Origin of the sequence: Methanoculleus oceani (genome assembly GCF_023702065.1) — an archaeon.
Classification (GTDB): Archaea; Halobacteriota; Methanomicrobia; order Methanomicrobiales; family Methanoculleaceae; genus Methanoculleus; species Methanoculleus oceani.
Window position 1 is genome coordinate 230540 of sequence record NZ_QFDM01000003.1, and the last position, 22180, is coordinate 252719.

General features: G+C 64.6%; 19 protein-coding genes and 1 tRNA gene. 6 read left to right on the forward strand and 14 right to left on the reverse strand.

Going from position 1 to position 22180, the window contains the following annotated elements:
- Positions 1-153: 153 nt before the first annotated feature.
- Together carB and carA are read right to left on the reverse strand one after the other, a co-directional pair.
- Positions 154-3324 (reverse strand): carbamoyl-phosphate synthase large subunit, encoded by a 3171-nt coding sequence (carB, locus tag DIC75_RS10860; protein WP_250988055.1) that lies wholly within the window; start codon positions 3322-3324, stop codon positions 154-156.
- Positions 3324-4379, reverse strand: coding sequence for a glutamine-hydrolyzing carbamoyl-phosphate synthase small subunit (gene carA / locus DIC75_RS10865; protein WP_250988056.1), 1056 nt, complete (start codon positions 4377-4379; stop codon positions 3324-3326). The genes carB and carA overlap by 1 nt, the downstream gene beginning before the upstream one ends.
- Positions 4380-4524: 145 nt before the next feature.
- On the opposite strand from carA, the gene DIC75_RS10870 reads away from it, so the two are divergent.
- Positions 4525-5409 carry a flavodoxin family protein gene (locus DIC75_RS10870; RefSeq protein ID WP_250988057.1) on the forward strand — a complete coding sequence of 295 codons (885 nt, stop codon included), beginning with the start codon at positions 4525-4527 and terminating at the stop codon, positions 5407-5409.
- A 28-nt stretch (positions 5410-5437) separates the two neighbouring features.
- Positions 5438-5782, forward strand: coding sequence for a hypothetical protein (locus DIC75_RS10875; protein WP_250988058.1), 345 nt, complete (start codon positions 5438-5440; stop codon positions 5780-5782).
- Here DIC75_RS10875 and DIC75_RS10880 read toward each other — a convergent pair.
- The 8 genes from DIC75_RS10880 to DIC75_RS10915 form a co-directional block, all read right to left on the reverse strand.
- Positions 5779-6360, reverse strand: a complete 582-nt coding sequence (locus DIC75_RS10880; RefSeq protein ID WP_250988059.1) for a carbonic anhydrase — start codon at positions 6358-6360, stop codon at positions 5779-5781. The two genes, DIC75_RS10875 and DIC75_RS10880, sit on opposite strands and share 4 nt — an antisense overlap.
- Positions 6361-6727: 367 nt before the next feature.
- Complete coding sequence (gene ilvD / locus DIC75_RS10885) at positions 6728-8371, reverse strand: dihydroxy-acid dehydratase (RefSeq protein WP_250988060.1); 1644 nt, start codon at positions 8369-8371, stop codon at positions 6728-6730.
- A 674-nt stretch (positions 8372-9045) separates the two neighbouring features.
- The gene (gene cobA, locus DIC75_RS10890; RefSeq protein WP_250988061.1) at positions 9046-9774 is read right to left on the reverse strand and encodes a uroporphyrinogen-III C-methyltransferase; all 729 of its coding nucleotides are present in this window, start codon (positions 9772-9774) and stop codon (positions 9046-9048) included.
- Positions 9771-10655: a hydroxymethylbilane synthase gene (gene hemC, locus DIC75_RS10895; RefSeq protein ID WP_250988062.1), complete on the reverse strand. Its 885-nt coding sequence runs from the start codon at positions 10653-10655 to the stop codon at positions 9771-9773. The genes cobA and hemC overlap by 4 nt, the downstream gene beginning before the upstream one ends.
- On the reverse strand, positions 10640-11887 hold the full coding sequence (hemL, locus tag DIC75_RS10900; protein ID WP_250988063.1) for a glutamate-1-semialdehyde 2,1-aminomutase: 1248 nt from the start codon (positions 11885-11887) through the stop codon (positions 10640-10642). The genes hemC and hemL overlap by 16 nt, the downstream gene beginning before the upstream one ends.
- Positions 11874-12857: a porphobilinogen synthase gene (hemB, locus tag DIC75_RS10905; protein WP_250988064.1), complete on the reverse strand. Its 984-nt coding sequence runs from the start codon at positions 12855-12857 to the stop codon at positions 11874-11876. The genes hemL and hemB overlap by 14 nt, the downstream gene beginning before the upstream one ends.
- Positions 12836-14107: a glutamyl-tRNA reductase gene (gene hemA / locus DIC75_RS10910; protein ID WP_250988065.1), complete on the reverse strand. Its 1272-nt coding sequence runs from the start codon at positions 14105-14107 to the stop codon at positions 12836-12838. Before hemA ends, hemB begins: the two co-directional genes overlap by 22 nt.
- Complete coding sequence (locus DIC75_RS10915) at positions 14100-14726, reverse strand: precorrin-2 dehydrogenase/sirohydrochlorin ferrochelatase family protein (RefSeq protein ID WP_250988066.1); 627 nt, start codon at positions 14724-14726, stop codon at positions 14100-14102. The genes hemA and DIC75_RS10915 overlap by 8 nt, the downstream gene beginning before the upstream one ends.
- Positions 14727-14870: 144 nt before the next feature.
- Here DIC75_RS10915 and DIC75_RS10920 point away from each other — a divergent pair, with 144 nt between their 5' ends.
- From DIC75_RS10920 to DIC75_RS10935, 4 genes are all read left to right on the forward strand, one after another.
- The gene (locus tag DIC75_RS10920; protein ID WP_250988067.1) at positions 14871-15821 is read left to right on the forward strand and encodes a DUF7544 domain-containing protein; all 951 of its coding nucleotides are present in this window, start codon (positions 14871-14873) and stop codon (positions 15819-15821) included.
- A 163-nt stretch (positions 15822-15984) separates the two neighbouring features.
- On the forward strand, positions 15985-16677 hold the full coding sequence (locus DIC75_RS10925; RefSeq protein WP_250988068.1) for a PrsW family intramembrane metalloprotease: 693 nt from the start codon (positions 15985-15987) through the stop codon (positions 16675-16677).
- Positions 16678-16846: 169 nt separating this feature from the next.
- Positions 16847-16918, forward strand: a tRNA-Gly gene (locus DIC75_RS10930).
- Positions 16919-17250: 332 nt separating this feature from the next.
- The gene (locus DIC75_RS10935; RefSeq protein WP_250988069.1) at positions 17251-18354 is read left to right on the forward strand and encodes an inositol-3-phosphate synthase; all 1104 of its coding nucleotides are present in this window, start codon (positions 17251-17253) and stop codon (positions 18352-18354) included.
- 11 nt (positions 18355-18365) lie between these two features.
- Here DIC75_RS10935 and DIC75_RS10940 read toward each other — a convergent pair whose 3' ends face one another.
- The 4 genes from DIC75_RS10940 to DIC75_RS10955 all read right to left on the reverse strand — a co-directional run bounded on the left by DIC75_RS10940 (position 18366) and on the right by DIC75_RS10955 (position 22128).
- Positions 18366-19028, reverse strand: a complete 663-nt coding sequence (locus tag DIC75_RS10940; protein WP_250988070.1) for a DUF2284 domain-containing protein — start codon at positions 19026-19028, stop codon at positions 18366-18368.
- Positions 19029-19539: 511 nt separating this feature from the next.
- Positions 19540-20625 (reverse strand): helix-turn-helix domain-containing protein, encoded by a 1086-nt coding sequence (locus DIC75_RS10945; RefSeq protein WP_250988071.1) that lies wholly within the window; start codon positions 20623-20625, stop codon positions 19540-19542.
- 25 nt (positions 20626-20650) lie between these two features.
- Positions 20651-21637 carry a homoserine dehydrogenase gene (locus DIC75_RS10950; RefSeq protein WP_250988327.1) on the reverse strand — a complete coding sequence of 329 codons (987 nt, stop codon included), beginning with the start codon at positions 21635-21637 and terminating at the stop codon, positions 20651-20653.
- 2 nt (positions 21638-21639) lie between these two features.
- Positions 21640-22128, reverse strand: coding sequence for an amino acid-binding protein (locus DIC75_RS10955; protein ID WP_250988072.1), 489 nt, complete (start codon positions 22126-22128; stop codon positions 21640-21642).
- Positions 22129-22180 lie beyond the last annotated feature (52 nt).

Below are 22180 nucleotides of genomic sequence, written 5' to 3' on the forward strand. Positions count from 1 at the left end.
AGATTACCCCGTGGGTATCCGCTTCACGGCGCTCCGGGCGTTCATCACCGCGTTCAGTCCGGGCAGCGTGGATGCCGCATCCTCTACGGGTTGGCCCGGAGCGGCGAGAGGATAACCATCGGACAAAAAAGGTTGTGCGGGGCGCCCGGAGGATTACGCCGAGCCGATGTAGTGCCCGAGCGGCTCGAGGGTGATCTCCTCGCGCTTGATGGCATCGATCGCCATCGCCGCGGCCCGGGCCGCCTGGAGCGTGGTGATGTAGGGGATGCCGTAATCGACGGCGGCCCGCATGATCTGGATGTGGTCCTGCCGGGACGCCTTGTCCGCCGGGGTGTTGATGATCAGCCGGATGCCGCCTGAACGCATGGCATCGATGACGTTCGGGGAGCCTTCCTGGACCTTGCGCACAAGGTTTGCCTCGACGCCGTTCTGGGTGAGGAAGTCGACGGTCCCGCTCGTTCCGTAGAGCGAGAGGCCGAGTTCCCTGAGTTTCCGCGCGACGGGCAGGAGTTCTTCCTTCTGCTCGTCCGTCACTGAGATGAAGACGTTCCCGGTCGTCGGCAGGGTGTTGTCCGCGGCGGTGCATGCCTTGTAGTAGGCACGGCCGAAGTCGTAGTCGATCCCCATCACCTCGCCGGTGCTCTTCATCTCCGGCCCGAGCACGGTGTCCACGCCGGGGAGTTTGTTGAAGGGCAGGAGCACCTCCTTCACCGCTACGTGCTCGATCTCCCGCTCGGCGACATCCATGTCGGCGAGTTTCCTGCCGACCATCACCTTCGCCGCGAGCTTCGCGAGAGCGATGCCCGTCGCCTTCGCGACGAACGGCACGGTCCGGCTCGCACGCGGGTTCGCCTCGAGCACATAGACCACGTCGTTCTGGACGGCATACTGGATGTTGATCAGCCCGACGACACCGAGGCTGAGGGCGAGGTTCTTCGTGTAGTCACGCACCCGCGCGATCACCGAGGCCGAGAGGGACTGCGACGGGATGACGCAGGCCGAGTCGCCGGAGTGGACGCCGGCCCACTCGATATGCTCCATGATGCCGCCGATCAGGACATCCGTCCCGTCACAGACCGCGTCGACGTCGATCTCGACGGCACCCTGGAGGAACGAGTCGATCAGCACCGGGTGCTTCCTGCTCACCCGGACGGCCTCTTTGATATAACTCTCGAGTTCGGCCTCGTCGTGGACGAGTTCCATCGCCCGTCCGCCGAGGACGTAGGACGGCCTGACCAGCACCGGGTAGCCGATCTTCCCGGCCATCGTCCGCGCCTCCTCCTCGGAGTAGGCGGAACTGTTCGCGGGGCTCGGGATGCCGAGCCGGGTGAGGAGCTGGCTGAACCGGTCACGGTCTTCCGCCACGTCCATGGCGTCGGGCGACGTGCCGAGGATCTTTGTTTTGAGGCCGAGGCGCCGGATCTCCGCTTCCAGCGGCACGGCCAGGTTCACCGAGTTCTGGCCGCCGAACTGGACCATGACGCCGTAGTAGTCGTCCTTCTTGAGGATGTTTACGACGTCCTCAAGTTGCATCGGCTCGAAGAAGAGCCTATCGGAGGTGTCGGCGTCGGTCGAAACGGTCTCGGGGTTGTTGTTGACGATATGGACCTCGATCCCCTCTTCCTCGCGGAGCGCCATCACCGCGTGGACGGTGCAGTAGTCGAACTCGATCCCCTGCCCGATCCGGATCGGCCCGGAGCCGAGGATCAGCACCTTTCTGGCACCGTTCCGGGTCAGCTCGCACCCGTCCTCCCAGGTGGAGTAGAAGTAGGGCGTGGTGGCCGGGAACTCGGCGGCGCAGGTATCCACCATCTTGTAGGTCACCGTTCCGGTGAGGGGTCCGATCTCGTCGGCGGTCTTTTTCGTCAGCGCCTGCAGTTCTTCGTCCGAGAAGCCGTAGCGCTTCGCGACCCTGACGTCCCCCGGCGCAAAAGCGATCTGGAGTTTTCGTTCGAGATCCACGACGTTCTTGATCTTCTCTAAAAAGAACGGCGTGATGGCGGTGAGGTCTGCAACCTCTCCGACCGTGAACCCCTCCCGGAAGGCATCGAAGAGGCACCCGAACCGTTCGTCCGTCGGGGACGTAAGGATCATCCGGATCTCGCTTGGGCTCGTGTGCCGCTGCATATCGTTGTCGAGCGACCGGAGCGCCTTCTTGAACGCCTCCTCGACCGTCCGCCCGATCGCCATCACCTCGCCGGTGCTCTTCATCGCCGTGGTGAGCGTCCGGTCCGCGGACTTGAACTTGTCAAACGGCCACCGCGGCACCTTCACCACAACGTAGTCGACGGCAGGTTCGAACGATGCCGGGGTGACGCCGGTCACGGTGTTCATGATCTCGTCGAGCCGGAGGCCAATGGCGATCTTTGCCGCCACCCGGGCGATCGGGTAGCCGGTCGCCTTGGACGCGAGCGCGGACGATCGCGAGACACGGGGGTTCACCTCGATGATCCGGTAGTCGCCTTCTTTGTAGGCGAACTGGATGTTGCAGCCGCCCTGGACGTCGAGCGCCCGGATGATCCTTATCGCGGCGGTCCGGAGCGTCTGGAACTCGTCGTCCCGCAGGGTGAGGATGGGCGCGACGACGACGCTCTCGCCGGTATGGATGCCCATCGGGTCGACGTTCTCCATGCCGCAGACGATGATGCAGGTATCGGACGCGTCGCGCATCACCTCGAACTCGATCTCCTTCCACCCGGCGACGCTCTCTTCCACCAGAACCTGGTGGATCCGGGAGCGGGAGAGCCCGATCTCGATGATCCGCCGCATCTCTTCGGGTGTGTGCGCCACACCGCCGCCGGAGCCGCCCAGGGTATATGCCGGCCTGATGATCGCCGGGAGACCGACCTCGCGGATCGCCTCGTCGATCTGGTTCATGTTCTCGAGGATCATGCTCCGGGGGACGGGCTCGCCGATGGCGTTCATCAGGTCCCGGAACTGTTCCCGGTCCTCTCCCCGGTAGATCGCCTCAAGCGGTGTGCCGAGGATCTCCACGCCCTCGAGCGCACCCATCTCCGCGAGTTCCGCCGTCATATTGAGGCCGGTCTGGCCGCCCATGCCGCTCAGGATCCCGTCGGGCTTCTCCTTTTTGATGATCTTCGCTATGATCTCGGCCTTCAGGGGTTCGATGTAGATGACGTCCGCCGTATCGGGGTCGGTCTGGATCGTCGCAGGGTTCGAGTTTACGAGGACGACCTCGACACCCTCTTCCCGGAGCGCGCGGCAGGCCTGCGACCCTGAAAAGTCGAATTCGGCCGCCTGCCCGATCTGGATCGGGCCGGAACCGATGATGAGAACTTTCTTGATGTGAGATTTCTTCGGCATTATGGAATCTCCCTGTATATGCGGTCAAAGAAGTGTATCTCCGTATCCCGGGGTCCGCCGTGCGCCTCCGGGTGGAACTGGACGCAGGTGATGTTGAGATCGGGGTTCTCGAACCCTTCGACCGTGCCGTCGTTCACGTTCCGGTAAGAGACGACGCATCCCTCGGGCAGGGTCTCCTCGTCCACCGCGAACCCATGGTTCTGCGTGGTGATGTAGATGCTCCCGTCCCGGTAACGCACCGGCTGGTTCGTCCCCCGGTGACCGAACTTCATCTTGTAGGTCTCGGCGCCGAGCGCGAGAGCGGCCACCTGGATGCCCATGCAGATGCCGATGACCGGCAACTCCCCGGCCAGATCCCGGACGCACCGGACGGCGTGCGTTGCCCTCCTCGGGTCGCCGGGGCCGTTGGTGATGAAGAGTGCGTCGGGCTTTGCGGCCATCACCTCGTCCGGTGCGGCTGTGTGCGGAAATACGTGGATGTCGGCACCACGGTAGTTGAGACTTTCAAGGATATGCCGCTTCACCCCGAGGTCGATGATGGCGATCCGTTTTCCGGGGCCGCTGACCCGGTAGGGCTCAGTGCAGGAGACGCTCCCGATGAGGTCGACCTCGCTGATCGGGGAGACAGCCCGGGCGCGCCGCACCGCTTCTTCGCCGTCATCGCTGCCGACGATGAGGGATGCCCGGAGGGTGCCGACCGTCCGGGTCTTTATCGTCAGGCTGCGGGTGTCGACGCCCGACATCCCAAAAAGACCGTTCTCTTCGAAAAATTCCGCAACCGAGGGTTGCGTCGTGGGTATCGCGGCGATCTCACGCGCGATACAGCCGCGCGCGTGAACCAGCGGACTCTCAAAATTCTGCTGATCAACACCGTAGTTCCCGATGAGGGGGTACGTAAACATCAAAATCTGTCCGGCATAACTGGGGTCAGTCAATGCCTCCATGTAACCGGTCATCTGCGTCGTGAAGACGAGTTCGCCGGAACATGCCCCCTCAACGCCAAAACCATCCCCTACAACAAATGTTCCGTCTTCAAGACCCAGAACCGCCTTCATGAATTACCATATCATGTGGATCAGATTCCTTATTAACGGTAATGACTGATCGAACGCCTGCCCCTGCAACCCTGCCGGAAACCCGAAACCGCAGGCCCCCGGATACCCGAAATATTGAAGGCGGCAGGGCGTGAGGTGAGATGCGATGAGCGAGAGCGCGGCAGAAAAGATCCAGTCCATCGAGACGCCAGAAGGGACGTTCACTCTCAGGCTCGTCCTCGACGACCTCGGGAGCATCTATCCGGGCATGATCCGGTATACCGTCGAGGTCCTCCGCGGCGCCGAGACGGTCTACACCTACGCGATCAACACCTACGAGAGTGCACGCCAGGGCTCCCTCTTCGACACCCGGGCGGCGGCCGAGATTGTCTTCGCCCGGCTCGCGCACGACGTGGCGTCCCGCCCCCATCTCTACACCCGGCCGCGGGTCTTCACCCGCCCGCTCCCGGGCACCGGCACGGCCGACGTCGTCATCCTGCAGGGGAGCCCACGCCGGTTCGGAAACTCCGCGAAGGTTGCGTCGTGGTGCGACGACGAGGCCGCCCGGGCCGGCCTCTCCTCCCGGGTCTTCTTTTTGCAGGAGATGGAGATCCGCTCATGCATCGGCTGCTACGTCTGCTACGACCAGGGCTACTGCCCGGTCGACGACGATATGCCGGAGATCATCCGGGCTCTGGAATCCGCTTCCGTTCTCGTCGTCTGCACCCCGGTCTACACCGGCACCGTCCCCGCGGGGCTGAAGGCGGTGATAGACCGCTGTCAGTGGCTTCACGCCCGGGAGAAGATACTGGGGAGAGAGGTGCGCGCCCGGGGCCTGCTCGTCGCCGTCGCGGGACGGCGGGGAACCGAGCCGTTTGTCTGCGTAACGGGGGTGGTCGACGCATTCATGGGAAACCTGGGCATCCGTCCCGCCGTGCCGGTGCTGATCGGCGACCTCGACCGGGCGAGAGACGTGGAGAAGATCGGCGGGGTTGAGGACGACGTCCGGGCGGCGTTACGCGCGCTGCTTGCTCCCCGAGACGAAGGATAATATAGCATCCGTCCCCCACCGATGATGCATGGCAGAAGTGACTGTTGAGATTGTCGGGTTTGCGGAATCCGAATGCGGCCCGTTTCCCTGCGACGAGACGAGATCCTGCGGCCTTGAGACCTGCTACCCGTCCAATAGCCTGATGGACGCCATCAGCGCTCTGCGCGACGAACTTCTCGCCGGCTACGGCGAGAAGGTCGAGGTGAAGACGACGCTGATCGACGAAGAGGTGCCCGACCACATCAGGGAGATCATCGAGGAACGCCACCCTCCTATCCCGATCGTTCTCGTCAACGGAAGGCTTACGTCGATCGGGAGGGTCTCGCTCGATCTGATAAAAGAAGAGATTGATTATGCGCTTGAAGAGTCCTAGAATATCTTCGTCAACTCTCCGGTCGCAAGGTCGAAGTACAGGCCGTGAAGTTTGACCCGTCCCTCTTTTTCCGCAGCCATGACCGGCGGGTAGGTTCGGAGGTGCTCAAGCTGCAGGGCGACGTTCTCGATCTCGATGAGACGCAGCCGGTTCTTCTCTTCTTCGGGATTCTTCGGCGCCGGGATTCTGGCATCGACCCGGTTTTTCGCCTCCATCGCGTTATTCAGCCAGAGCGGGACATACGCGTCCTTGCTCTCGTGGTCCAGCGCCTTTATGGCGCCGCAGTCGGAGTGTCCGCAGATGACGATATCCCCGACCTTGAGGTGCTTGACTGCGTACTCGAGCACGGTCGCGAAGTTCCAGTCGTGAATCGGGACGATGTTGCCGATGTTCCGCTGTACGAAGAGTTGCCCGGCTTTCGCGCCGGTGATGCGCTCGGGATTCACTCTTGAGTCGGAGCATCCTATCCAGAGAACCTCCGGGTGCTGGCTTGACGCAAGCGGAGCGTAATGTTCGGGATCTTTTGCGAAATCTTCTTCCAGAAATCGCTTGTTACCATCAAGAAATTTCTCTATCATCCGTATACTCCGTAAGGCTGATATGGGCGACCGTCTCGGACGAGTGCGCCTCGAAGAGGGATTACTCCCGGGATTTAAAAATGTATACGCCAGGGTATTGTGGGGAGATGAGCCGGGAAAACAAACGGTGTTCCGGCCCCGGACGAGGCCTGACACGCTGGAACAACCCTGTACATGAATGCCCGGATCGGGGGTGCAGGATACCGGATATACCGCGAGAAGAAGACTAAACCCCTTAACAGAGCCAGGTTGTTTAAATAACTATCCTCTGCCGGGGTCGCAATACCGGCAGAGGAGTATGCGCTCCCTTGAGGGGGGAGTTGCGGAACCGTTCGTGACTGCGATGGGTTCCCGGCAAAAAAAGAGGTTATCTCTGGACGGCGCCGAGGTTCGCCTGCTCGACGGTACGCACGTACCGGGCGAGCACGCCCGTAAGCCGGCGGGCCGGCGGCTTCCAGGCCCGGCGCCGTTCTTCCAGGGTCGCTGCATCGACCAGGAGGTCGAGGCTTTTTGCGTAGAGGTCGACCGCGATCTCGTCGCCGTCCTCCACGAGGCCGATCGGCCCGCCGACCGCGGCCTCGGGGGCGACGTGCCCGATGCACGGGCCCCGGGTGCCGCCCGAGAAGCGTCCGTCCGTCACCAGGGCGACCCGGGCGTAGCCGAGGCCCATCAGCGCCGAGGTCGGCGAGAGCATCTCCGGCATCCCGGGGCCTCCCCGCGGCCCCTCGTAGCGGATCACGATCACATCGCCCTCCGCGATCTCGCGGTGGAGGATCGCCTCCATCGCGGCATCTTCCCCGTCAAAGACCCGTGCCGGCCCCTGGTGCCGCCACATCGCCTCCGGGACGGCGGCGCACTTGACGACGGCGCCGTCGGGGGCGAGCGACCCGCGCACGATCTTCAGACCGCCGGCGGGGCTGACCGGGGCGTCGGCCGTCCGGATCACGTCCGGGTCGGCGACCCGGGCGTTCTTCGCGATCTCGAGGACCGACCGGCCCGAGACCGTCGGGGCGTCTTCGAGGTAGCGCTCGAGCATCTTCAAGACCGCGGGGATTCCTCCCGCCCGGTGGAGGGCGAGCATGGAGTGCGGTCCGCCGGGCTGCATGTGGCAGACGTGGGGTGTCGCCCCGGCGACGGCGTTGAAGGTTTCAAGGTCGAGGGGGACACCCGCCTCCCCGGCGACGGCCATCAGGTGGAGCACCGTGTTCGACGACCCGCCGAGCGCCATGTCCACCCGGATTGCGTTCGCGAGGCTTGCTTCGGTGACGATATCCCGCGGGCGGACACCCTCCCGGACCAGATCGACCGCCCGCTCCCCGCTCTCACGGGCTATGCGGAGTTTTGCGGCGTCGACGGCGGGGATTGCCGCGCAACCCGGAAGGGAGAGGCCCAGCGCCTCGGTCACGCACGCCATGGTGTTTGCGGTGTAGAGCCCCTGGCAGCTGCCGCACCCGGGCATCGCCGCGCACTCGAGCTCCCCGAGTTCCTCCTCGCTCATCGTGCCGGCGGCGACGCGGCCCACGCCCTCGAAGACGTCGATCAGGGAGAGTTCCCTGCCCGCCGCGTAGCCGGGGAGCATCGGGCCGCCGGTGACGACGATCGTCGGGACGTTGCACCGCACCGCCGCCATGAGCATGCCGGGGACGATCTTGTCGCAGGTGCCGACACAGACGAGACCGTCGAACCGGTGCGCCTCGACCATCAGCTCGACGGCGTCGGCGATGTTCTCCCGCGAGGGAAGGGAGTAGCGCATCCCCTCGTGGCCCATCGCGATTCCGTCGCAGATGCCGATGGTCCCGAACTCGAACGCCACGCCGCCCGCGGCCGCGACGCCCTCCTGCACCTTCTGCGAGAGGGACCGGAGGTGGGTGTGCCCGGGGACGATCGTGTTGTATGCGTTTGCTATCCCGATGAAGGGCTGATCCATCTCACGGTCAGTCACGCCGAGCGACCTGAGCAGTGCCCGGTTCGGAGCACGCTGGTAGCCTTTCTTAACCGTCTCACTCCGCATGGTAATCCTCGTATGAGAATACGCGCGTGGAAAGAAAAGAGTATTCCGGCTGTCGGGGTGTGGTGCAGAAGGAGGTTTTCCTGCATGGTGAATGGGGGTGGTTTGTCCGGACATTCGGGTTGCGTCGTGATGGCTTTTACGTCTCTTCTTGCGCCCGTCCTGTTCGCGGCCGCCCAGACTCGTGCACGGCTTCCCAGTGGATATCGCACCTTCGGTGCTCCAGCTCCGTTCCTGCCGGAACGTCGCGTATCGCCACGCGGGGAGGGGCTGACGGGGAGTGCGGCGTTCCGCCAGGAACGGAGCTCGACCACCGTTAGGTGGGGAGGGGGGAGCATCCCCCCTCCCCTGTCTCCCCCTTATAGGGCATATCTGTAAACCCCACCCGAAGACCTACGGTCTTCTCAAGCTCCGGACGTCCCGTCCGTCGCACCCCGCCCGGCCTCCGGCCTCCTCCGCACCTTCGGTGCTCAAACTCCTGCCGTCCGCTACGCTCCCGGCAGTCGTTCCCCGCCCCTTGGGGCGGGGGCAGTGCGTGGTGATATGCGACTGGCCGAAGGGCAGAAGCAGAAGAGAACACGAAGCATTTCCGAGTGGCGATGGTGCGCAAAAATCCATTGTTCACTGAGCGTTCAAACTGTGCAAAAAAGAGGAGGATATGGAATCCGTTTCACCCCTCACCCCTCGTAGAGCTCCACCACCCCGCCGATGACGATCACCGCCGGGGGGCAGACGCCTGCGGCGCGGGCTTTTTCGGCGATGTCGGCAAGCGTCCCGACCGTCACGCGCTGGTCCGGCCGGAGACCCCGCTCGATGATCGCCACCGGGGTTGCGGGGTCCTTGCCGTGCGCCGTGAGGGCTTCTGCGATGGCCGGGAGGTTCTTTACCCCCATCAGGATCACGAGGGTCCCCTTCAGGCGGGCGAGGACCTCCCAGTCGAGGGCGGACTCGGGCTTCGTGGGGTCCTCGTGCCCGGTGATGAAGGTCACCTGCGACGCGTACCGCCGGTGGGTGACCGGGATGCCGACCATCTCCGGGACGGCGATGGCGCTCGTCACCCCCGGCACCACCTCGACCCTGATGCCGTGCTCCCGGAGCGTCTCAATCTCCTCGCCGCCGCGGCCGAAGAGGAACGGGTCGCCCCCTTTCAGGCGCACGACCGTTTTGCCCGCCTTCACCCGCTCGACCATCAGCGCCTCGATCTCGTGCTGCTCCAGGGTGTGGCTGCCGCCGTACTTCCCGCAGTCGATCCGTTCCGCGTTCCTCGGGAGCGTCGCAAGGACCTCCTCGCCCGGGAGCTGGTCGTAGAGGATCACGTCCGCGGCGTCGATCACCTCGCGGGCCCGTATCGTCATGAGGCCGAGCCCGCCCGGCCCGGAACCTACAAGATATGCTTTTCCTGTCATGGTTTCACCCCGAGGGCCGTATAGGCCTCCCGGATCAGGGCGGCCGCCTGCACACGCAGCGCCCGCCCCCACTCCCGGGCTTCGCCGACGGTCGCGACGTGCCGCTCGATCCGCTCCCACCGGGAACCGTCGAGCGCGAGCACCTCGGCGATCAGGTTCCCGTCCCGGCAGTAGATTCCCTGCGGGGTGAAGCACCCGCCGCCGACCTCCTCCATGACGGCACGCTCGATCTCCACGTCGAGGCGAGTCGGCGCATGATCGAGGGGCGCGAAGGTCCCGGCGACGGCCGGGTCGTCCCGGCAGACGACCGCGACGGTGCCCTGGTTTGGGGACGGGACGAACCGGTCCGTGGGGAGCGGCTCTCCGGGCAGCCGGAGGCCGAGGCGCTCGAGGCCCGCCTCCGCGAGCACGACGGCGTCGTACTGCCCCTCGCGAAGTTTCCGTATCCGCGTATCGACGTTCCCCCGGAGCTGTTTCACCTCAAGCGCCGGGGCGTCGCGGAGGAGCTGGGCGCGGCGCCGGGTGCTCGACGACCCGACAACGCTGACCGCATCGAGGGGGCACTCGTGCGCGAGGAAGTCCGCCGGCGAGTCCCGCTCGAGCACCGCGCAGCAGGTGAGCCCCGCCGGGCGGGCTGCGGGGATGTCTTTCATGCTGTGCACCGCGGCGTCGATATCGCCGCGGAGGATCGCGTCGTCGAGCGCCCGCACGAAGACTCCCTGTCCACCGATGGCGTGGAGCGGGACTCCGGTCGCGGTGTCGCCCTCCGTCGTGATCGTAACAATCTCCGCCTCGATACCCCGGTCGGCGAGCATGCCGACCACCTTGTTCGTCTGTGCAAGCGCGAGAGCGCTTCCCCGTGTGCCTATGCGAAGAGACATGATCCGTATGCTTCCGCTATCTGTTCGATATCCTGCTCTGTGTGCGCGGCGGAGAGGAAGTTCGTCTCGAACTGCGACGGCGGGAGGAAGATCCCGGCGTCAAGCATCCCCTTCCAGAACCGCGAAAACGCCTCCGTGTCGCATTCCTTGATCTCCCGGTAGTCCTGCGGCGGCTCGTCCCTGAAGAAGTGCTTGAAGAGCGATCCTATCCTGACGAATGTTCCTCTGCCCGCATCCGCGGCGACCTCTCCGATCGCCCGCGTGGCGTCGTCGAGCCGCCGGTAGACCTCCGGGTGCTCGTGAAGGTGGCGGAGGGTCGCATACCCCGCCGCGAGGCTTGCCGGGTTGCCGCTGAACGTGCCTGCCTGGTAGACCGGGCCGGCGGGAGCGATCAGTTCCATGATCTCGCGCCGCCCCCCGAACGCCCCGATGGGGAGGCCGCCGCCGATGATCTTGCCGAACGTGGCCAGATCCGGCTTCACCCCGTAAAGCACCTCCGCGCCGCCGATCCCGACCCGGTAGCCGGTGATCACCTCGTCGAGGATGAGGAGGACGTCGTAAGCGGCGGTGATCTCCCGGACGTCGGTGAGGTAGCCGTCGTCGGGGAGCACCGGGCCGATGTTGCCCATGACCGGCTCGAGGATGAACGCGGCGACGTCGTCGTTTTCGGCGAGCAGCGTCTCAAGCGCCCCAGGGTCGTTGTAGGGAACCTGCCGGGTATGCGCCACGAGGTCCACGAGGACGCCTGCGGAGTCGGGAACCCCGAGGGTGGTCGCCCCCGACCCGGCCTTGACGAGAACAGCATCGTGGGCGCCGTGGAACCCGCCTTCGACCTTGATGATGTCCTGTTTTTCCGTGTAGCCGCGGGCGAGCCGGATCGCGGCCATCGTAGCCTCCGAGCCCGACGAGACGAACCGGACCATATCGACCGCAGGGTGGTCGGCGGTGATGACTCCCGCAAGATCGAGTTCGAGCGGCGTCGGCGTGCCGTAGAGCCACCCCTTCTCGAGCTGGCGCTCGATCGCCTCCCGGATGTCCGGATGGGCGTGGCCGAGGATGAGGGGGCCGTAGCCGAGGCAGCAGTCGATGAGATCGGCACCGTCGACGGTTGCGAGGTGCGACCCTGCAGCGCGTTCCGTGTAGAACGGATACGGCTTGATCGCCCGGACGGGGCTGCTGACGCCGCCAGGCATCAGGGTTTTTGCGCGGGCGAAGAGATCACTGCTCTTCATCGAGCCACCCCGCCGCATCTTCTGCAAAGTAGGTGATGATCAGGTCGGCCCCGGCGCGCTTGATGGCGGTGAGGCTCTCGAGGGCGACGGCCCGCTCATCCAGCCACCCACGCTCTGCGGCCGCCTTGATCATCGCGTATTCCCCGCTGACCTGGTAGGCCGCCACCGGCAGGCCGAACTCTCTGATGGAGGTGAGAATGTCGAGATAGAGCCCGGCCGGCTTGACCATCAGGATATCCGCTCCTTCGGCCGCGTCGAGTTCCGACTCCATCACCGCCTCCCGGGCGTTGCCCGGGTTGATCTGGTAGGTCGTCCGGTCGCCGAAACTGAATCCCGAGTCAGCAGCATCGCGGAACGGCCCGTAAAGGGCGCTCGCGAACTTCGATGAGTAGGACATGATCGGGACGTCCTGGTACCCGGCGGCATCGAGAGCCTCCCGGATCGATCGCACCATCCCGTCGAGCATGCACGACGGCGCGACGATATCGGCACCGCTCTCTGCGTGGGAGACGGCTATTTGCGCCATCAGCGTAAGCGAGGGATCGTTCAAGAGGTCAGGGCCGTCGGCCGTTTCTCCAACAATGCCGCAGTGGCCGTGGTCGGTGTACTCGCAGGCGCAGACGTCGGTCATGACGACCATCTGCGGCAACCGCTCCTTGATGCTCCGGACGGCCCGCTGGACGACGCCGTCTGCCGCGTAGGCTTCGGTCGCCTCGCCGTCTTTTGCAGCCGGGACCCCGAAGAGGATCACCGCCCGGATACCGGCGTTCCACAGGCGCACGCAGTAGCCGGTGACACCGTCCACCGGGTGCCGGAACTGCCCCGGCATCGAGGTGATCGAAAGCGGTGCGTTGATCGATTCGTCCACGAAGACCGGCGCAATCAGGTCGGTCTTTCGAAGTTCAGTCTCGCGGAGGAGCGGCTGGACTATCCGCCGCCGCATCCGTCTCATTCGTCTTTCTGGGAACATGGTTCTCCCCGGGTAATCGCCCTCATCAGGGCCTCTGCTGTCGTCATATCGCCGCACTCCGCGCTCGCGCGGATGGCCGTCGTCACGTCGGAGAGGAGCTTTTTGGTGAGCGCACGCGTCAGGTCGTCGACGATCTCCGCCGTGCGGTCGTCCGTCTCTCCCAGGCGGGCGAGCGCACGGTCGCGTTCGCGCGCCCGGATCGACTCCGCCCAGGTGTAGAGGAGGGCGAGCGTCTCGTCGGCCGCGGTCCGCCGGAGGAGCCGGATGAAGTGACCGACCTCCTCGTCGATGATCTCCCGCGCCCTGTCCGCTTCGCACCTCCGGGAGTCCATGGCGGCGTCGTTGATGCTCCGGAGGTCGTCGATGGTGAAGAGGTGCACGCCTTCGATCGACCGCACCCCGTCCTCGACGTCGCGGGGCTGGGCGATATCGATGAGGACCAGGTGACGGGGGTGCCGGTCGAGCGGCCAGAGGCGCTCCTCCATCACCTCCCGGATCTCCTCGGTGCGGATCACCGGGTGCGGTGCGGCTGTGCAGGAGATGACGACGTCGGAGAGCGCGATGTAGCGGTAGAGGTCGCTGAAGTTGACCGCACGCCCCCCGATCTTCTCCGCAAGCACCACCGCGCGCTCGTAGGTCCTGTTGGCGACGTAGATGGCCGTGAGATCCCTGGCGGAGAGCGCCTGCGCCACGAGCAGTCCCATCTCACCGCTCCCGACGACCAGGATGTGCCGGTCGCGCAGGGTGCCGAGGAGTTTCTCTGCAAGCGTCACGGCCGCAGAACCGACGGAGACCGCCCCCCGGTTGATCTGCGTCTGCCGCCGGATCCTGACACCCACGTGCACCGCCTTGGTGATGCAGAGCCCGATAACGCTGCTGCAGACCCCTGCTTCCTCTGCAGTCGCGAGTGCCGTTTTGAGCTGCCCGAGGATCTGGTCCTCGCCGACGACCAGGGAGTCGATGCCCGCGGCCAGCTCCAGGAGGTGGCGGGGCACGGCCTCCCCTTCGATGACCATGAAATCGCGTCTGCCCTGCTCCTGCAGGAACGCTTCCAGGCTTCGTGCATCGCCCTGCACCAGCACCTCGACGCGGTTGCAGGTCTGGAGCAGGAGAACGCCCCTGAACCGCTCCCGTGCCTCACGGAGGAACGCCGCCTCGTCGGGGAACCGGAACGCTTCGAGCGTGGCGATGTCCGCGGTGTGGTGGTTCATCCCGGCGAGCGCGAGCGGTGTCGTGACTGACTCAGGCATGCAGGTACCTCTCGATCGCCAGTCCGCGTGCCCGGCCGTAGTCGGAGGCAAGCGCTTCCCAGACCTCATCGTCCGAGAGGATGCTCCAGAGGATGCGGGACCGCTCTGCCTGCACCGGTTCGGTCTCCCGGAGCATCGAGCGTATCTCGTCCTGCAGATCGATCATCCGGTCGAGATCCGCGTACTCCGCCTCGAGCCTCATGCGGAGGTACCGCGATACGGCAGGGCTCTTTCCGCGGGTGCTGATCGCGACCAGGTAACGGCTGCCCCGGACGACCGAAGGAACGATGACGTCGCCGGGCTCGCCTGCGGCGTTGTTGAAGAGGACGCCGGTCCCGGCGCATACTCTTCCGATACGGTCGTTGAGTGCCGGGTCCGGCGTCGCTGCTACCGCGAGGAACACGCCCTGCAGGAGGCTCCGGAGCGCCTCGTCCGGGAGTGCCGAGAGATCGGCCTCCTGCCGCCGGATCGCGAGTCCCTCAAGGCCCGGCGAGAAAGAACGGCTGATCACCGTCACTTCCGCCTCATGCTCAAAGTACGCAGCCTTCCGGGCACCGACATCGCCTCCGCCGAAGATGAGCACCCTCCTGCCCGTCAGGTCAAGCATGAGAGGGATCATTCGTTCTATAGTGTGGTGAACGGACTACATTAAGGTGTTGAAAAACCGGTTTCCCTTAAAACCCGCTGACATATGTTCCGGGGCCGGGATACTGGAACCGGTTCGCCCAAAGAAGGTTTTAATGGCAGGAAGATCCTTTTCTTCATGACTGATATGGCTGAAGAGATGTATGCATTCAGCAGGCTGGATGGTGCCCTCCAGCGCACCAAAAGCCTGCTCTGGCCCATAAATTGGGGCGTCTGGCTCCGCCTGGCCCTGATCGCGCTCTTTGTGGGAGGGGGCGTGAGTTTCCCGAACACCTCCGGGTACGACTTCGGAGAGGGCGACCTTCCGCCCGGCTTTGAGGGGGCCCTCCCGGGGATCGCGACAGTCGTCGTGGTGCTCATCCTCGTCGTCCTGGTGCTCGCCCTCCTCTGGTGGCTCGTCGGCGCGGCGATGCAGTTCGTCTTCGTCGATATGCTCCGGACAGGTGACATCCATATCAGACGTTTTCTCGGTGAGCGGTTTGGAAAAGGAGTGCGGCTCTTCCTCTTCCAGGTCGTCCTCACGCTGGTCCTGGTCCTCGCCATGGTGGCGCTCATCGCCATGGTCGTCGGCTTCGGGGGGCCGGGCGTCGGTGTTGCCGCGCCGCTCATGATCCTTGCGTTCATTCCGATCATCCTGGTCGCAGCCCTCCTCTTCGGGATCGTCTTCCTCCTGACCACCGACTTCGTCGTCCCGATCATGATCCATGAGGACTGCGGGGTCATCGAGGGCTGGCAGCGGCTTATCGGGTTGATATCGGCCAACTTCTGGCAGATCGTCGTCTACGTCGTCACCAGGCTCGTGCTTGGCCTGATTGCCGGAATCGTGCAGGCGATCCTGGTCATCCTTGCACTGGTTGTCATCGCGATACCGTTCGTGCTTATCGGGATCGTGCTCCTCGCCGCAGTCCAGGCGAACTATGTGCTGCTCCTGGTCCTCCTCATCCCCTACCTCGTCATCGCCATCCCGGTCGCGCTCCTGATCGCCGTACCGTTCGTCACGTTCTTCCGGTACTACGGGCTGCTGGTGCTGGAGGGGCTCGCCCCGGAGTATCGCCTCCTCCCTGAATAACTTTTTTTTCGGAAGGAGATGCCCTCCTCGGGAGCCCCGTGCCGATACGCGGCCCTCCCCGACCACAGCTCCCCTATCTCGGGCCAGACCGGGATCTCCTTGCCGGCCGGGCCCCATATGACGGAAAGACTCTTCCATTATGAAACCATGAACCACGATCAATATGGTTGACGGCGAGCCGCTGGTGATCCTTGCCCTGGCTCTGGGGCCGGGAGTCTTCTGGGCGTGGTACTTCTACCGCAGGGATAAATTCAATCCCGAGCCGGCGGCTCTGATCGTGAAGCTCTTCCTCCTCGGCGTCCTCGTCACGTTTCCCGTGGCCTTTGTCGAGGGATTCTTCGGCCTCTTCATCGTATCCCCGCTGATCATGGGCACTGTTGTCGCGCCCATCGTCGAGGAGTACGGCAAGTTCGCTGTCGTGCGCCGGTTCGCCTACCGGGACACCGAGTTCGACGAACCGATGGACGGTATCGTCTACGCCGCATCCGCCGCTCTCGGACTCGCATCGCTCGAAAACGTCCTCTACGTCTTTGCGGCATACGTGACGTCGCCGGCGCTCGCCCTCAGCACGATCGTCGTCCGTGCGATCTTCTCGGTCCCCGGGCATGCGCTCTTTGCCGGTGTCTGGGGCTACGCCCTCGGCCGGGCCAAGTTCGCGGCTCCCGAAGAGCGTTCGGGGATCGTCCTCCGGGGGCTTGCTCTCGGGATGGTGCTGCACGGTATCTTCAACTTCCTGCTCTTCTCCGCCGAGATAGTCGCATACGCCATGGCCGTCTTCATCCTGGTCCTGACGCCGGGGCTCTGGATACTGGCAAACCGCAACATCAGGAGCGCGCTCGACTACGGGAGACGGTAGGTGCGCGGCGGCGGTGCGATCGCCGTCCCGCGGGACAGTCATTCTCGCGGAATCCCCCCGGACACGAGAGCCTGCGGGGACGGCACCACCCGATCCGGGCCGCGATTCGATAGGCTTATTAGCCTGAAAATCTCATGTTGTAAGGCACACAGTGCGAAAGCACAGGCGTGCGCCGATAGTGTAGTGGTTATCACTAGGCGTTGCCAACGCCTAAACCCGGGTTCGAGTCCCGGTCGGCGCATCGGTCCACCATGTTTGGTGTGTTCTTTTTCCGTCGTTTCTCTTACAGTGACCACCCTCTCGCGGATGAGGGGCGTTTATCCCCGGAGATACGCTTACGGTGAGGTGCCCCGCCATCCCTGCGGGCCTGGAGATGGGGGTCCGGGCACCCCGACCTTGTGCTGCCGGGCATGAACCCCCCGGCGCTTATCGAACCATACCCTTATATTTCCCGCTCCGTATTATAGTCGAAAACGCAACTTGGAGAGAGTTGCGTCGTCTCAACCAGTGCCAGGCGCATCCGCCGGGAGAAGGGCGCGTCAGGCGGCATACCGGATCTATTGGGGGGCTGTCGTGGACTCGATCAGGATCGCAATTGTGGGCGTCGGGAACTGTGCCAGTTCGCTGCTTCAGGGGATCGAATACTACCGGGGGAGGAGCGAGGAGGATGCAACCGGGCTGATGCACTGGGACCTCGGCGGCTACCGGCCATCCGACATAGAAGTGGCCGCAGCGTTCGACATCGATGCGAGGAAAGTCGGAAAGGACGTCTCCGAAGCGATATTCTCCCCCCCGAACTGTACCACGACTTTCTGCCCGGAGATGCCGGGAACCGGCGTGACCGTCCGGATGGGGCGGGTGCTGGACGGTTTTCCCGAGCACATGCGGGGCTACAAGGAGGAGTGCAGGTTCGTACTCGCCGACGAGGAGGAAGCGTCGCGCGAGGACGTCGTCCGGGCGCTCGAGGACTCGGGTGCCGAGATGCTGCTCAACTACCTCCCCGTGGGCTCGGAGGAAGCCGCACGGTTCTATGCCGGGTGTGCGCTGGAGGCGGGCGTCGGTCTCATCAACAACATCCCGGTCTTCATCGCGAGCGACCCGGCCTGGGCGGCGAGGTTTCGCGAACGCGGTCTTCCGGTCATCGGCGACGACGTCAAGGCCCAGCTCGGTGCGACGATCACGCACCGGGTCCTCGCCAGCCTCTTCCGGCAGCGGGGGGTGAGACTGGACCGGACCTACCAGTTGAACACCGGCGGCAACACGGATTTTCTGAATATGCTCAACCGCGACCGCCTCGCCTCAAAGAGGACATCGAAGACAGAAGCGGTGCAATCGGTCCTCGAAGAACCCCTCGACGACGACGACATTCACATCGGCCCGAGCGATTACGTCTGCTGGCAGAAGGACAACAAGGTCTGTTTCCTCAGGATGGAAGGAAGGCTCTTCGGGGACGTCCCCATGCACATCGACCTCCGCCTCTCCGTCGAGGACTCGCCCAACTCCGCCGGGATCGTCATCGACGCCGTCCGATGCTGCCGGGTCGCCCTTGATAGGGGCATCGGCGGTGCGCTCATATCCCCGTCCGCCTATTTTATGAAGCACCCCCCGGTGCAGATCAGGGACGACGACGCTTATCGCATGACCGAGGAGTTCATCCGGGGCTTACGGCGCGACTGAAGGCCGGCAGGTCACTCGATGAGGACGAGCCCTATCGAGGTGATGTTGCCGTGCTCGATCTTCCCGTACTCGAGGTCCCTGCAGGGGATGACGTGCAGGTCCCACCCGGCCTTCCGGGCGGTGGAAAAGACGTCGATCCCGGCGCCCTCCATCGTCGGGCGGACGAGGTCCATGTGCCGACACAGCCTGCGGATGCTCTCGTCGACGACTCCCTCGTGCTCCTCGGCGACGCAGTGCAGGTGCTCGCAGTAGATGCAGGGGTATCCCCCGAACCCGAAGGCCTTGGGGAAATCATCGTAAAACGCCGTCTTTTCGAGGAGGTGCACCGTCGAGTTCACCCAGAGGATGAGGTCGCGGAAGAACGGATGGAAGTCGAGCGGTATCTCCCCGGGTTTGAGGTCGGGGTGTCCGGGGATGCCCTCGAACCGGAGGAGGATAGCGGTGCTGTACTCGGCGAGCAGCCGCCGGGTGTCTGCGGGGGCGGGGGCATACGGCGGGCAGGACATGTGTTTCCCGTAGCCCTTGCACCCGAACCGGCACTTGAACCGCACCCATTCCGCAACGACGACGTCGTGGGCCGCTATCCGCCGTGCCTCCGCACCGCGCTCCCGGGCGAGGGAGGAGAGCCTCCCAACCTCTTCCTCAAGTTCGCTTCTCACTGCGCTTCGCCTCAATGAGGGGTATCTGCCGTATCCGGGTATTTATAGGTAGCGCGAGGGAGATGGGGTTCCGGCGGGGGTGGTGAGTGAGGATTGGCAGAAACCATTGCAGGCGATAGAACTAACGGGGCATATGAGCATGCTCAATGCAATTCGCGAAACGGGAAGTGCGAGGAAAAGCCCGATGCAGTGGACCGTGGGGAAATCGCCATAGGGGGTGGGGCTGACGGGGAGGGGGAGCATCCCCCTCCCCTGTCTCCACGTTATAATGGATCTCTGTAACCCCCACCCCGCCCGGCCTTCGGCCTCCTCCCCCGCCCCACAGGGGCGGGGGCAGTCGTGGCGATATCCAGTGGAAATCCGTGCACGGTTTTGCGACGTTTCGGTGCGTGACAGACTGTATGGCGGGTATATCTAGAAGCGACAATACTTCAAAAAAGAACTTCCTATAAGCGGAACTCAAAGACGACCAACGTGAGCGAAAAACTCACCCAGACCCAGGGCATCTCAAACCCGCCTAGCGCTCTCACCCCGCCGGCTCCCAGTCGGTGCAGACGTCACGTTGCGGGTCGAGCAGCACGTCGTGCGGGAGTCCCGCGAGCGAGATAGCCGCGAGCGCCCCGATGACGCCCCGGCCGCCGTGGAGGCGGGCACCGAACCGTTCGGCGGTCGCCTCGGCCGCTCCCCGGGTGAGCACCGCCTCTCGCGCGCTCCTGCCGTACGCCCGGAGGTCTCCCGGTATCCGGAACCCCTGCCGGACGGCGATCCCCCAATCGGGAGACGCCGCTTCGCCGGCAACGAACCGTACGGCGGATTCCTCGATCTGCGAGACCTGACCGGGCTCCACCGCGAGCTCGATGTAACTGCAGGAGTTCCCGGCGGTCCGTTCCTTGAGCCGGGGATTTAACATCGCCACCCGGTGGCCGATCGGCATGACGCCGTCGAGTTTCGCGAGGTGCTGGAGGAGGGCGAGGGCGAGGGCGAACGTCGCGCCCTCGGTCCCGGTATCGGTGTCGTCGATCCCGATGGCGACGTAGGCGAGCGCCCGGGTGATCACCTCCCCCTCGACCACCGGCCCTTCACGGTGGACGGTAACGCCGCAGACGCCTTCGGCGAGGGACATCATATCGGTGAGCGAGTAGGCCGGACCCCCGATGCACCGGATCTGCTGGCGGATGTAGCCGTTGTCGTGAAAGACGCCGACGATCCCGACCGCCGGCGAGGGGTCGAGCCCGACGGCGACGTCCCGCCGCCCGAGGCTCGCCCGCTCCCGGAGCAGCGTCCCGTCCCGGCGGACCGACTGCAGGGCGCCGCCGGCGCGGGCGTGATGAAACTCGCAGAATGCGGCGCACCCCCCGCTCATGCACTCGTGGTAGATCTCGACCTGATCTCCGTCGATGGTGGTGAAGACCCGCCGGCAGGCGCTCTCCGGCATCACGCTGCTCGCCGCATAGCGGGCCGCGTGGCGTCCCCGCTGCTCTTCCGTGAGAAGGACGCACCCCTCCTCGATGAGACGGTTCACCCAGTCCTGGACGGTGCTCCGGGGGGTATCGGTGGCCTCCGCGATATCGGCCACCGTAAAGGAGCCTCTCTCAAGCGTCTCCTGACGCATCAGCCGGAGATACTGTTTTCTCCGTTCAAGAACCCTGGACGTACCTGTCATGGATGTAGAGGAGATCGCCGATCACGGCGCTGGCGGTCTCCATGGAGCCCGCGCCCTTCCCGATGAACGTGAGGTCCCCGGCGAGGTCGGTCTCCACGGTGACGGCGTTGAGTGTTCCTTCGACGACGAGCGGGTGCGCCTTCCCGACGATCCTTGGTGAGACACGGAGCACCCCGGCCTTCGGGACGATCTCGCCGATCAGCCGGATGGTGCAGTCCTGGTCCTCCGCAAGCCGCAGGGCGTCGGGTGTCAGGAGGGTGATCCCCGTTCTCTCCACGTCGTCGAGCGTGGTCTGCATATTAAGGATGGTATTCGCGAGGATGACCAGTTTGATCGCCGCATCGATCCCCTCGACGTCGTAGGTGGGGTCCGCCTCGGCATATCCGAGTTCCCGGGCCTCGGCAAGCGCCTGCTCGTAGGTGAGGCCTTCTGCGGCCATCCGGGTGAGGATGTAGTTGCAGGTGCCGTTGAAGACCCCGTAGAGCCGGGAGATGGCGTTTCCGGCGAGCCCCTCCTTTATCGCATGGATGAGCGGAATCGCGCCGCAGACCGTCGCCTCGTACTTCAGGACGACGCCGTTTGCCTCCGCAAGAGACCGGAGTTCGGGGTAGGCAAGGGCTATAGGACCTTTGTTCGAGGTGACGACGTGCTTATGGCGCCGGAGGGCTCCGCGGATGTGGCCCAGTGCCGGCTCGGCGGTCTCCACGTTCGTCGGGGTCACCTCGACAAGGACGTCGTAATCCGCCTTCGCCACCACGTCTGCCGGGCTGACGCCCGGGGTGCCGCAGGGATCGCCGTTCCCCTTCCGGGCAAGCGCCGCCGCAAGATCGATCCCGCCGGCATCGATGACACCGCTCCGCGAGTCGGCAAGGCCGGTGACGGTGATATTGAGGTTTTTTGCAAGGATCGCCCGGGCGATGCCCTGGCCGACCGAACCGAACCCGAGTATGGCGATCCGCATCATCATGCACCCTCCAGGGGTTCGATGATGAGGAGTTCCTTCTGTTCAGCGACGCCGCGCAGGATCCCGATAGCCTTCTTCATCTCCGTTCGGGTGGTCGAACGGATGGTGATGCGGGCGGAAGAGGGAGAGTTGATCGCCGGCATGGCGAGGGAGAGGCCCGTCACCTCGGCCGAGCCGGTCCTGTCGATCCGGTCGACGGTGTCGGAGAGGTCCGTGTGCATCAGGTGCCCGATCACGATCAGCGTGCATTCATAGAGGAGCCGCTCCTCGCCGATGCGCACGACGCTGACGCCCTGCTCCCGGAGAAGTTCGAGGAGACTGGGAAGGCGCCCTTCGGGGAGTTCCAGCACGATCTGGACGTCCAGCGTCTCCGCTGCCGTTGAGGTCTCTCTCTGGTGAATAACCACGATGATGTTTCCCCCGACGGCCGAGATCGGCTGGAGGGCCGCGACCAGCTGTCCGGGCCGGTCCTTCATCTCGAGCTTCATGGATACCTGCAAAAAACCACCTGCTGAATAGTTGACCTGCCGGAGAGATAAG